The 12,676-nt window shown below is 51.7% G+C and carries 10 protein-coding genes; 5 read left to right on the top strand and 5 right to left on the bottom strand.

All coding sequences use genetic code 11. The features are described 5' to 3' along the window. Positions 1–9: 9 nt before the first annotated feature. Positions 10–1,050 (top strand): formimidoylglutamase, encoded by a 1,041-nt coding sequence (locus HRH59_RS00455; protein ID WP_173499305.1) that lies wholly within the window; start codon positions 10–12, stop codon positions 1,048–1,050. Here the strand turns inward: HRH59_RS00455 and HRH59_RS00460 are convergent. Continuing rightward, complete coding sequence (locus HRH59_RS00460) at positions 1,037–2,497, bottom strand: putative bifunctional diguanylate cyclase/phosphodiesterase (protein WP_331460135.1); 1,461 nt, start codon at positions 2,495–2,497, stop codon at positions 1,037–1,039. The two genes, HRH59_RS00455 and HRH59_RS00460, sit on opposite strands and share 14 nt — an antisense overlap. 62 nt (positions 2,498–2,559) lie before the next feature. After that, positions 2,560–3,786: an imidazolonepropionase gene (gene hutI / locus HRH59_RS00465; RefSeq protein ID WP_173499306.1), complete on the bottom strand. Its 1,227-nt coding sequence runs from the start codon at positions 3,784–3,786 to the stop codon at positions 2,560–2,562. Between the two features lie 118 nt (positions 3,787–3,904). Between hutI and hutC the strand changes: the two genes are divergently transcribed. The 4 genes from hutC to HRH59_RS19515 all read left to right on the top strand — a co-directional run bounded on the left by hutC (position 3,905) and on the right by HRH59_RS19515 (position 10,033). Beyond that, positions 3,905–4,633, top strand: a complete 729-nt coding sequence (gene hutC / locus HRH59_RS00470) for a histidine utilization repressor (RefSeq protein ID WP_173499307.1) — start codon at positions 3,905–3,907, stop codon at positions 4,631–4,633. Beyond that, positions 4,633–6,306, top strand: a complete 1,674-nt coding sequence (gene hutU, locus HRH59_RS00475; protein WP_173499308.1) for a urocanate hydratase — start codon at positions 4,633–4,635, stop codon at positions 6,304–6,306. Before hutC ends, hutU begins: the two co-directional genes overlap by 1 nt. Positions 6,307–6,310: 4 nt before the next feature. Then, positions 6,311–7,846, top strand: coding sequence for a histidine ammonia-lyase (gene hutH, locus HRH59_RS00480; protein ID WP_173499309.1), 1,536 nt, complete (start codon positions 6,311–6,313; stop codon positions 7,844–7,846). 156 nt (positions 7,847–8,002) lie between these two features. Continuing rightward, positions 8,003–10,033, top strand: a complete 2,031-nt coding sequence (locus HRH59_RS19515) for a methyl-accepting chemotaxis protein (protein WP_331460136.1) — start codon at positions 8,003–8,005, stop codon at positions 10,031–10,033. Between the two features lie 163 nt (positions 10,034–10,196). Here HRH59_RS19515 and HRH59_RS00490 read toward each other — a convergent pair whose 3' ends face one another. The 3 genes from HRH59_RS00490 to HRH59_RS00500 all read right to left on the bottom strand — a co-directional run bounded on the left by HRH59_RS00490 (position 10,197) and on the right by HRH59_RS00500 (position 12,640). Further along, positions 10,197–10,811, bottom strand: coding sequence for a restriction endonuclease (locus HRH59_RS00490; protein WP_173499310.1), 615 nt, complete (start codon positions 10,809–10,811; stop codon positions 10,197–10,199). A gap of 111 nt (positions 10,812–10,922) precedes the next feature. Beyond that, the gene (locus tag HRH59_RS00495) at positions 10,923–11,729 is read right to left on the bottom strand and encodes an NAD(P)H-binding protein (RefSeq protein ID WP_173499311.1); all 807 of its coding nucleotides are present in this window, start codon (positions 11,727–11,729) and stop codon (positions 10,923–10,925) included. Beyond that, positions 11,726–12,640 (bottom strand): bifunctional GNAT family N-acetyltransferase/hotdog fold thioesterase, encoded by a 915-nt coding sequence (locus tag HRH59_RS00500; protein ID WP_173499312.1) that lies wholly within the window; start codon positions 12,638–12,640, stop codon positions 11,726–11,728. Before HRH59_RS00500 ends, HRH59_RS00495 begins: the two co-directional genes overlap by 4 nt. Between the last annotated feature and the right edge of the window lie 36 nt (positions 12,641–12,676).

The following is a 12,676-nucleotide window of genomic DNA, read 5'->3' on the forward strand; positions in this document are numbered from 1 at the left end:
CATAGTTTTATGCTTAATCTTATTAGCCAACAGCAACTTGAGCGTTATTGCGCCACGCGTAGCGGTGAGACACGCGTTGGCGCAGCAATACAGCTGCCCAAACTGCAACTTAATTTAACTGAGCAATTAGTGCACGCCAAAGCTGCCGGTTGCCGGTTTGTGTTACTGGGTGTGCCGGAAGATATCGGCCCCAGAGCCAACCTGGGCCAACCCGGCGCAGATGGCGGCTGGCAGGCCTTTTTATCCAAATTCCTTAATCTGCAAAGTAATGACTTTATCGCCGCAGCGGATATTCTGCTGCTGGGCGCTATCGCCTGCGACGATTTACAGCAACACGCACAAAACGCGGATATTCATTTACTCAAAGAGCTGGTTGCCGAACTTGATGGGCGGCTGGCTGCAGTAGCACAAGCCATTTTTAGCGCCGGTTTATTACCGCTGATAATAGGCGGCGGCCACAATAACAGTTACCCGCTACTTAAAGCGCTGGCAACCGCAAGCGGACAACGCGCCAACAGCGCTAATCTGGACCCGCATTCAGACTTTCGCCCGCTGGAAGGTCGCCACAGCGGCAATGGCTTTAGCTATGCGCATCACGCAGGTTACCTGCAACACTATTTTGTATTAGGTTTACATGAGCTGAAAAATTCAGCCGCAACCTTGGCGCAGCTTCAGCAAGCCGGCGCCGATTATTGCAGTTATCAGCGTATTTTTGTGCGCGGGGAGCTGAGTTACCAACAAGCCTTAGAGCAATGTATCGACTTTGTGGTGCAGGGCCAGGGTGACATTGGTATTGAAGTAGACACCGACAGTATCAGCCTGATGCCGGTCAGTGCCTTTACCAATTGCGGTATCAGCGTGCAAAGTGCAGAGCAGTTTGTTTATCAGTTAGCCAAATTACCGCGCAGCCGTTATCTGCATTTGGCGGAGGCAGCACCGGCGCAGCATCCGGCCGGCATGGCCGCCGGTAACAATGAAGCAGGCCAGGTATTGGCAGCACTGGTGTACGCCTTTATACAAGGCAAAAAACATCAGGCTACGGCGATTTAGTTTCGTTTTGTTGCCACTGCTTCAACCACACCGCAAAACCACCAAGCTCAAATGGCCGTGAATACAAGAAGCCCTGACCACGGCTGCAGCCCATACGCAGCAGCTTTTGCTCTACCTCAACCTCTTCAACACCTTCGGCAATAACGCCTAGGCTAAGATTACGCGCCATGTCGATAATGGCACCGGTAATAGCAGAGTGCATATCGGATTTATGCAATTCATTGATAAACGAGCAGTCTACTTTGACATGCTGCACAGGTAATTGCCGCAAATATGCCAAAGACGAAAACCCGGTACCAAAATCATCCAGCGCCAACTCCACCCCGAGCCGGTGTAAACGTTGCAACATGCTCATTGCTTTTGGCGGATTGGCCAGTAAAGCGCTTTCCTGCAACTCCAGCATCATTTGTTGTGGCTTTACCTGATATTTGTCAAACAGTTGCTCCAGACTGTCAATTAACTCGTCATGCAGTAAATCCTTACTGGAAATATTCACCGCAATTTTGCAGTCAAGTTTAGCCTGCTTCAACGTGGCCATCATACTGACGGCTTCGTTCAACACCCACTGAGTTAGCGGGTAAATAACGCCCATTTCTTCTGCCAGCTGCAAAAACTCTGCCGGTGCAAGCAGGCCTTTGGTGGGATGACGCCAACGCACAAATACTTCACCGGCTAATACCTGCCGGCTTTGCATATCAATTTGCGGCTGCACGTACAACACCAGTTGGCCATCAGTAATGGCCTGGCGCAATGCCGCCATTAACGCCAGCCTGTCACTGGTGTAATGCAGCATGTCAGCAGTAAATACCTGGCTTTTCCCCTGCAAGCCGCTGTGATGTTGTAGTGCCAGGTACGCACGCTCCAGCAGCTCATTTAACTGGCTGCCGTGCTCCGGGTAATGAGCAATACCGCACTGCGGCCGGTAATCTACTGTGCAGCCGTGCACTATCATGGCTTCAGGTACATTTTTCTCCAAATTATCGGCCAGGTACTCCGCCAAATGCGGTTTGTCGCTGCTGTCGAGCCAGACAGCAAAATCTACCCCGCCTAAATGGCACAGCCGTATCGGATGTTGTTGGCGAAACTCAAAGGTTAGTGCCTGTTCAGTGGTTTCCAACTGATCATTAATACGCTGCGCTATTTGCGCTAACACCAGGTTGCTGTTGCTGTGCCCCAGCAACTGGTTAATTTGTGCAAAGCGGCTGATTTTAATCAGCAATAGCGAATAGCTCTGCTCAGGTGCGCGCAGCAATAATTGCTCTGACTGCTGCTGCAAAAAGAACTTATTCGGAAAGCCGCTGACATCATCATGCAGCGAGTAAAAACCCGGCTGGGTGTTTTTTTGTCCGCGTTTGGATTTACCCAGTTTGTATAAATCAAACTTCAATTTAACCAGGTAAATAAAGGCCAGCACCAGCAAACCACTGAGCAAACTAATAACAGACACAGCAGCACTCCTGCAGAATATATGTTAACAGCTTAATCTAAAATGCCCTGATGTAAAGCACCTTAACGACGGCTGCTAACCTCTTTACCATTGATAATCAGCTGTTTAAGCTGACTAACACCAAACTGATAACACAACTCCGCCGGTTGGCTGATAGCATAAAGCGCAAAGTCTGCCCGCAACCCGGCCGCTAAGCTGCCGCGATCGTTAAGCCCCAATGCCTGCGCAGCGTGCCGGGTTACGCCCAGCAAGGCTTCTTCCGGCGTTAAGCGAAACAGCGTACAGGCCATATTTAACATCAGCGGCAAGGAACACAGCGGCGAGGTGCCGGGGTTAAGATCGGTTGCTACCGCCATCGGCACCTGGTATTGCCGCAACAGGCCAATGGGCGGCAATTGCGTTTCACGCAAAAAGTAAAATGCGCCGGGTAACAACACGGCAACGGTGCCGGCCTTTGCCATCGCGGCCACGCCGGCCTCATCAAGAAACTCGATATGATCGGCAGATAAGCCGCCAAACTCAGCAACCAAAGCGCTGCCGCCAAGGTTGGATAATTGCTCGGCATGGGCTTTTACCGGCAAACCCAGCGCAGATGCAGCGGCAAATACCTTACGCGTTTGCGCGATGCTAAAGCCGATGCCTTCGCAAAATACATCCACCGCATCCACTAACCCGAGCTGTTGCAACTGCCCCAGCATCTGGCAAACCGCGTCGATATAGCCATCGGCGTCGTCAGCATAGTCAACCGGCAAGGCATGAGCACCTAAAAAGGTCTTTTGAATGGTTACCGGATGATGCCGGTCCAGCTCGGCGGCTACTTCCAGCATCTTTTGCTCAGTGGCTAAATCCAGGCCGTAACCGGATTTAATTTCCACTGTGGTCACGCCCTGCGCTAACAAGGTATTAAGCCGGTCCTTTGCCAGCACAAATAACTCTTCGTGGCTGGCCGCACGGGTGGCCGCCACAGTGGCTTTAATGCCACCACCGGTAGCGGCAATATCCTGATAGCTGGCACCGTTTAAGCGCATTTCAAACTCGTTAGCACGATTGCCAGCGTACACCAGGTGAGTATGGCAATCGATAAAACCCGGCAGCAACCACTGCCCGGCAGCGTCATACAGCGGCGTGGCCAGCGCATCAAATGCCGGCAACCCGCTACGCTGCCCCACGTAAGCAATAACACCGTCTTTTATCGCCAAAACGCCGTTTTCTATGGTGCCATAGGCATGGCCATTGTCGGTCATGGTGGCGATATTGGCATTAATCCAGATGGCATCAAACTGCTGCATGGTGGCTCTCCTGTGTGCACGTTGAAATAATTTTACACCAACAACTTGTATATACAACCAAACTGCAGTATTTTTTATTTAGCCGCGGTATTTTTTGTCCGGCAACAGGAGAAATGTTATGGCTGTGGCCAAATTTGCCGAAATTAAAGAGTACATGCTCAGCCAGATAGAGATTGGCGCCTGGCCCGAGCATAGCCGGGTAGCGTCAGAAAACGAGCTGGCCGAACAGTTCAGTGTTAGCCGTATGACAGCGCGCCGCGCGCTGCAGGAGCTTACCGAACAAGGCATTTTGTACCGCACACAGGGCGTTGGCAGTTTTGTCGCCGCGCTGAAGTCGCAATCGTCGTTGCTGGAAATCCGTAATATTGCCGATGAGATCAATAGCCGCGGCCATATATACAGTGCGCGTTTGTTGCAATTAACTGAACTGCCCTGCCCCGGCGTTATTGCCGGCGCACTGGGTCTGCAGCGCAACCAACCGGTGTATTTTTCTCTGATAGTGCATTTAGAGAACAACCAACCGCTGCAACTGGAAGCCCGTTACGTTAGCCCGAAACTGGTACCGGATTATGTTAAGCAAGATTTTAATCAGCAAACACCGCATCAGTATCTGAGCTTTATTGCGCCGCTTACTGAAGCCGAACATACAGTAGAGGCCATCTGGCCGGATGATTTTACCTGTAAGCATTTAATGCTGAAAAAAGCCGAACCCTGCCTGCGCCTGACCCGCCGCACCTTTAGCCGTGAAGGCGCGGTCAGCCTGGCGTATTTAACCTCACCGGGTAGCCGCTACCGTTTAGGCGGCCATCTGAACTTTTCCTTACCGAATAGCAGAGAGAGCATCTGATGACAGACTCACGTATTGATAACAGCCGGGTGATCCGCGCCGACCGCGGCAGCAACATTACCGCTAAAAGCTGGCAGACTGAAGCGGCCAAGCGCATGTTAATGAACAACCTTGACCCTGAAGTAGCCGAGCACCCGCAAGCTTTAGTGGTATATGGCGGTATTGGCCGCGCCGCGCGCAACTGGCAATGCTACGACAAAATTGTCGAGGTGTTAAACCGGCTGGAAGATAACCAAACCCTGCTGGTACAAAGCGGTAAACCGGTGGGCGTATTCCCGACTCACGCTGATGCCCCGCGGGTACTGATTGCCAACTCCAACCTGGTACCGGCCTGGGCCAACTGGCAGCATTTTAATGAGCTGGACCGCAAAGGCCTGATGATGTACGGCCAGATGACAGCCGGCTCATGGATCTACATCGGCACCCAGGGCATAGTACAAGGCACCTATGAAACCTTTGTCGCCATTGCCAAACAACACTTTGACGGTCTGGCAAGCGGCAAGTGGGTATTAACCGGCGGTTTGGGCGGTATGGGCGGCGCTCAGCCACTGGCCGCCACCATGGCAGGCTTTCATATGCTGGCCTGTGAAGTAGATGAAAGCCGCATCGATTTCCGGCTGAAAACCCGTTACCTGGATAAAAAAGCCCGCTCACTGGATGAAGCGCTGGCGATGCTCGAAGCGGCTAAAGCTGCAGGCAAACCCACCTCCATCGGCTTGCTGGCCAATGCGGCCGATGTGTTTGCTGAACTGGTCGCCCGCGGTATTACACCGGATGTGGTCACCGACCAAACCTCTGCCCATGACCCGCTCAACGGTTACCTGCCACAAGGCTGGAGCATGGAACAAGCTGCAAAGCTGCGAAAAACTGACGAAGCTGGTGTGGTAAAGGCCGCCAAGCAATCGATGGCGGTGCAGGTACAGGCCATCCTCACCATGCAACAACGTGGTGCCGTCGCCACCGATTACGGCAACAATATCCGCCAGATGGCTAAAGACGAAGGCGTAACCAACGCCTTTGATTTTCCGGGCTTTGTGCCGGCCTATATCCGGCCGCTATTCTGCGAAGGTATAGGACCGTTTCGTTGGGTGGCCTTGTCAGGCGACGCCGAAGATATTTATAAAACCGATGCCAAAGTAAAAGAGCTTATTCCGGACAACCCACACCTGCATAACTGGCTCGATATGGCGCGCGAGCGCATTCAGTTTCAGGGCTTGCCGGCGCGTATTTGCTGGATCGGCTTAAAAGATCGCGCCCGCATCGCACTGGCATTTAATGAAATGGTCAAAAACGGCGAACTGAGCGCACCGGTCGTGATTGGCCGTGACCACCTGGATTCAGGCTCAGTTGCCAGCCCGAACCGCGAAACTGAAGCCATGCTGGATGGCTCAGATGCAGTATCAGACTGGCCATTGCTCAATGCCCTGCTTAATACTGCCGGCGGTGCTACCTGGGTATCACTGCATCATGGCGGTGGCGTTGGCATGGGCTACAGCCAGCACAGCGGCGTGGTAATAGTGGCCGATGGCACAGAGCAAGCTGCGGCGCGCTTAGGCCGCGTGCTGTGGAACGATCCGGGTACCGGCGTAATGCGCCATGCCGACGCCGGTTACGATATCGCCGTCAACTGTGCCACCGAACAAGGTTTAGACTTACCAATGGTAACGGAGTAATAACATGAGTTTTCAACTGAATTTAGTACCGGGTAAGTTAACGCTGGCACAATTACGCCAGGTACAACAAGGTCCGGTGCAGCTAACCCTGGACAGCTCTGCCATAGCGGTAATAGAAAAATCGGCTACCTGTGTTGCCGATATTATTAAACAAAATCGTGTGGTGTACGGCATTAACACCGGCTTTGGCTTATTGGCCAATACACGGATTAAAAACGAAGAGCTGGAGCTGCTGCAGCGCTCTATTGTGCTGTCTCATGCCGCCGGTTTTGGCGAAATTATGGATGACAGCACAGTTCGGCTGATGCTGGTGCTGAAAATTAACTCGCTGGCACGCGGTTTTTCCGGTATTCGCCTGTCTGTGATTGAAGCGCTGATTAAACTGGTAAACGCTGAAGTTTACCCCTGCATTCCGAAAAAAGGCTCTGTTGGCGCCTCGGGCGATTTAGCGCCGCTGTCGCATATGGTGTTGCCGCTGATTGGTGAAGGCGAAGTAAGCTACCGGGGCCAGATTTACGATGCCCGTGAAGGCCTGGGCTTTGCCGGGCTGGAGCCGGTAACGCTGGCAGCAAAAGAAGGCTTAGCACTACTTAACGGCACCCAGGCCTCTACCGCGCTGGCGTTAGAAGGCCTGTTTAAAGCAGAAGACTTATTTGCTGCCGGCTGTGTTATCGGTGCCATGAGCGTCGAAGCCGCAATGGGTAGCCGTGCGCCGTTTGATGACCGTATTCATCAGGCCCGTGGTCAGCGCGGTCAGATTGATGCAGCAGTTATTTATCGTCATCTGCTGGGCACAACATCAGACATCGGCGAAGCACACCATAACTGCGAAAAAGTACAAGATCCTTACAGCCTGCGCTGTCAGCCGCAAGTCATGGGGGCCTGCTTAACGCAAATTCGCCAGGCGGCAGAAGTATTGGGCACCGAAGCTAACGGCGTTACCGACAATCCGCTGGTCTTTGCTGATGATGGCGATATTTTATCCGGAGGGAACTTTCATGCTGAGCCGGTGGCGATGGCGGCCGATAATCTGGCACTGGCGATTGCCGAAATCGGCTCCTTGTCAGAGCGACGTATGGCACTGCTGATTGACGCCACCCTGAGTAAATTACCGGCGTTTTTAGTGCCCAATGGCGGCGTAAACAGCGGCTTTATGATAGCCCAGGTAACCGCTGCGGCGTTGGCATCAGAAAACAAAAGCCTGGCGCACCCGGCCTCAGTTGATAGCTTGCCTACCTCCGCCAACCAGGAAGACCATGTGTCGATGGCTACCTTTGCGGCACGGCGTTTAGCCGATATGGCAGAAAACACCACCGGTGTGCTGGCCGTTGAGTATCTGGCCGCGGCACAAGGTTTAGATTTTCGTGCTCCGCTAAAATCGACCCACGCGCTGGAGCAAGCAAAACAATGGCTACGCAACGACGTCAGCTTCTATGGCGCAGACCGTTACTTTGCGCCGGACATCGAGCAAAGTGCTGCTTTATTACGTCAACGCCAGCTAAATAGTTTGTTGCCGGCTAATCTGCTGTGTAGCTTCTGAGTTATCCGGCAGCACCACTATGGTGCTGCCGCCCTCTTTTTGGTCATGTACCTCTTTACTGACTGGACCAGCCGGGCATTCTTTGTTAACTTCAGCTTGTTTATCAAGCAGCTGCTGTCTATGGTTAATGCTTAGCGCCGGTGCGGAGTTTAGCTAGTGATCACATTAAAAGTTGCGCACAAAGTCGTTATTGGCTTTGGCTTTATTGCCGTCTTACTATTACTGTCCAGTGGTTCGGCTTTACTCAGTTTTTCAGCTATCAGCCAATCCGGTCATCAGGTAAACCAAACAGCCGTGCCGGTGCAGCAGCAAAGTAATGCCGCACAAATTCAGCTGCTCAAGCTGGCTAAAATGTCAGCTCTTGGCTATACCGCCGAAACAGACGACGACATCAGCCATTATCAGCAGCAATTTAATAGCGGCAGCCAGGCTTTACGCCAGCAATTGTCTACTTTAGCCAGCCTTACTGCCAGCAACCCTTCTTTCAGCCAAGCACTATCTGAGATAGACAATCGTTATCAACAGTATACCGCAGCGGTCAGCATCATGTTTAACGCCAGGCTGCAAAGCAACGCCTTACAACACACGGTACAGACTGAATTTTCCACATTAGAGCAGCTTGTCGACAATATCGGTGCCAATCTGCTGGACATTTCCTATCTTGAATTACCCGGCGGCGAGCAACAAATGGAGCTGATCGCCGGCACGGCTAACCGTATTGACGGTCAGTTACTCGGACTGTTAAATACATTAAAAGAAGTAACAACCTATGCAGAACAAAGCGCTGCACAAAACGGGCAGGAAAATATCGGTTTTGCTTTAAGCGATATGCAGGTCAATATCGATTACATGGCTAGTCTGGTAGCTAAGCAAAACACCGGTGGGTTATGGCAGGATGTCACGACACAATTAGCCCAACTTACCACGCGATTACAAGCTGCTGACAACCTGGCCAGTCTGAAACTTCAGCAGGTGGCCAGCCAGCAGCAAGCCCGTGAACAGCTGAACCTGTCCGAACGCAGTGTGGAGCAGGTTATTGCAGCATTGGATCAATTGCTGGCAGCCGCCGACAGCCAATTTAACGCCTTACAGCAAAAGGTCTTTGACGCAGTAAGCTCCGGCAATACCCGTACCCTTAGCTTGATGCTGGTGCTGGTATTATTGGCGGTAGCCGCAGCGTACTTAACGATTAATGCCATGTTGCGCCCGCTGGCAGGTATTAACCGGGTGCTGGGCGATATTGCTAAAGGAGATTTAACCCGCAAATTGACTATTACCCATCAGGATGAGTTCGGTGCTTTGGCGGGCAAAGTTAACAGTCTGACCAATGCATTAAGTGCACTGATTGTAAATATTCAACACAACGCCAGTGAACTAAGCGGCAATGCAAGGCAATCTGCCTACGAAGTTGGCGAGATCAATGACTCGCTGCAACACCAGCAACAGCAAATAGAGAGCGTCAACGACGTTACGCGGCAATTAGCCGACAGCACACGCGACATTGCCTCACAATCAGCACAAAGCACCACCGCTATGCAACACGCTTTGCAGCAAGGCTCACAGATTGACAAAATTGCCGAAAATAACAAACAGCTAATCACCCGCTTAGCCGGACAGCTAACCGAAACCAGTGCAGTGATGAGCAAGGTAAATGACGAAGCCAATAATATTGGCGGTATTCTGGCTACCATTCGCGGGATTGCCGAGCAAACAAACTTACTGGCATTAAATGCAGCGATTGAAGCAGCCAGGGCCGGAGAGCAAGGTCGCGGTTTTGCTGTAGTGGCAGATGAAGTGCGGTCACTGGCAGGGCGAACACAACAGGCTACTGATGAAATACGCCAAATGATCGAAACGCTGCAGCTGCAAAGTAAGCAGGCTGTCGCGGCAATCAGCAACGGCAAAACTGATGCCGACAGCTGTGTGGCACAAACACTGGATCTGGTTGCGTCATTAAGTTTGATCAATCAAGCCTTAGCCCAAACACAGGACATCAGCAGCAAGGTGAGTGCCGCGACAGAAACTCAGTTAATGCTCGGTGAAAACATTAATGGCAATATGCAGCAGATGATTGAAGTGGCTCAGGTTAGCAGCGAAAAAGCACAGCGCACCTTACAACACAGTGATGGTGTATCTGCTTTGGCAGCCGGGCTGACACAAGCAGCCAGCGCCTTTAAAATATCCTGAGCCAGCTTTTGTCACTTGTCACTAAATCCAACGCAAGAAAAAGGCTGGACATAGTCCAGCCAGGCAGGAAGTATTTTCTCATCCCAGTGTTTTTATTGATTCCTTTCGCTATTCATATTGCCAAAGTAGCAACAAAAAACCCGATGAAAAGATGATATCAGCATTAAACCAATGCAAATTGTTGTTCACGCTGTAATTTTTGCTGTTTCTTTAAACTTCTTGCATCTAACAATTCAATATTTGCTTCACGGGCAAAAATCCAAGCCTGGCTGCTGAACCCGGCATAACTGACAATAATGCCACTGCTGAAATCTGCCGCTAACATTTGCTGAAACAGGGCTCTGATCTGAGTGATATCGACGGCCTGGTCATCTTGTTGCAGGTACACCAGCTTTTCCTGCTCGGCCTGCAAACAGCGGTACTCAGGACTGACTTTCGACGAATGATACATTTTTCCCAGACGCAGCAAAAAACGTTCTGCATCTTGTAAAAACTGTTGTTTTTTATCCGCAGACGACAGAAAGGCCCGCAATGGCAGAGCCAGACCAAACAGCTTATGTTGTTCATCCAGTTCAAAAAAAGCCAATACATTAAACAGCAGCGCAACAACAAACATCAGCACAAAGCTCCACAACATAAACGCCGACCAAAACGCCGACAGCACCCAGTTGTTATTGCTTTGCAGTAATGAATGCTCAGCGAAGAACAGGTATACCGTGCCGGCAACAATACCCAGCGCAGTACTGACAGAAGAGACAAGCAACCATTTATTTTTCATAACAACCTCAACGCCCTTTTGTTGAGTGTTGAGTATCAGCGCAGTGCCGGAATTTTTCTTAACAGGAAGCTGATAAATGCATTATAAAACTATGGGCCGCGAATTTTGTCATTAATCGCAGTCTGTTAAAGCGTCACAAGCGGAGTGATAACGATAGTGAAAACCCAATTGTCTGATAAACCGCTGTGGGTCAACACGCCGTTGCATATTGGTGTGCAAATCAAAATCAACCTTGCTACCAAGCATAGCTGCGGCCTGTTGATAGAATGTCTGCCGGCTTACCGGGGCCGGACAGCTTAAGTTATACACGGCAGAGCTTAACGCCGGCAGCGCCAGTAACGACTGCACTGCCGCTATGATATCCGCAGAGTGCACCATATTGACCGGTGCCAGTGGCTCCGGCAGGGTTTTACCGGCAACAAAACGTCCGGGGTGACGACCCGGCCCCATTAAGCCGGCCAAACGCAAAGTGATGCAGGGGGTAAACTGTTGCAATGCTTGCTCACCTGCGGCCGATAACTGTACCCGTGGCTGCTGTAGCAGTAGTTCAGCCGTTTCATCGGTATCGCCATCCAGCCCCTGATAAATGCCGCTTGAGCTAAAATGTATCACGCCACGGCTACCGGCGCCTTGCATCAATGCCGTTAATTGCTGTAATGATTCTACATAGTTATTACCCGGTTGCTGACGGCCGGGCGCGATAGCACAAATCACAAGCGCATTATTAAATATTGCGTTTAACGCCTCATCATTGACCGGCGGCGCATTAAGATCCAGCGCTATTGCCGCAACGCTTGCCGGTAAATCTGCCAGGGCGGCGACAGAGCGCCGGGTAGCCGTTACCTGATACCCTTTGCGGCACAGCGCAGCTGCCAATTGCTGCCCTAACCAGCCACAACCAACAATAATCATTTTCATGCCGTTGCTCTTTTTTTCGGCAGTACTGCGTAGCGGCCATTGAACTCCACCACCGGCTCACCAGCAGAAAATACCTGAACCTTAATCAGTTGTACTGCTTTTCGTCCTTCACTCAGCCCTTGCAAGCTACCGCTGCAATCCTGTAAAGCACAGCGCGCCTGCGGCTCTGCTGCAACCGGGCGCAGATATTTAATGCTGGCGTCTGCCAGCACCTGGTCACCCTGTAAACCCAGCGCCTGCAATTGCAAATACAGCATTCCCCAGCCGGTTAGCGTCGCCAGCGCATAGATACTGCCGGCAAACATGGTCTGGTGCAGGTTAATGTTTGGCGCTAAAGGTGCACCACAACGCAGTTCGTTGCCATCAAAGCTGTCGATACCAAGTTGCATATATTGGCTCAGCGGTATAGTTTGCTGCCAGGTCTCTGCCAACTGTGTACACCATTGTTGCTGTTGCTCTGCTGTGCCGCCAAGCCGCAGCGGTTTTTGCATGACGACATGAGCAATACCATACAATGGCGCCGCAATACCCGCTTGCTGATAGCCGTGGCGCTGATAAAACGGCAGTGCTGTATCACGGGCATTTAAACGAAGATAACCACAGCCCCATTGCACGGCCTGCATTTCCAGTGCGGCTAATATTTTGCTGCCGGCACCTTTTCCCTGATACTCAGGCGCAACCGCCATATAACGAACCTGTGCACCGTCATGCTCAAGCCGGTGCAGACGACCCACTGCCGCCACCTCGCCTTCCGCTGTTATCAACATCAGATGATAAGCCTGTGCTTCCAGCTCATCGCGCTCTGAGCCCGGTGGCTGCTGCCACGGGGCTCGCAGCACTTGCCAGCGCAGCTGATAATACCGTTGCCACTCGGTCGGTGTCTGAGGTGAACGTAATTGCCAATGCCGCATTATACTACTCCGAAAAATCAGCTCTGCAGTTCCGAA

The organism is Rheinheimera lutimaris, assembly GCF_013283795.1.
Classification (GTDB): Bacteria; Pseudomonadota; Gammaproteobacteria; order Enterobacterales; family Alteromonadaceae; genus Alishewanella; species Alishewanella lutimaris.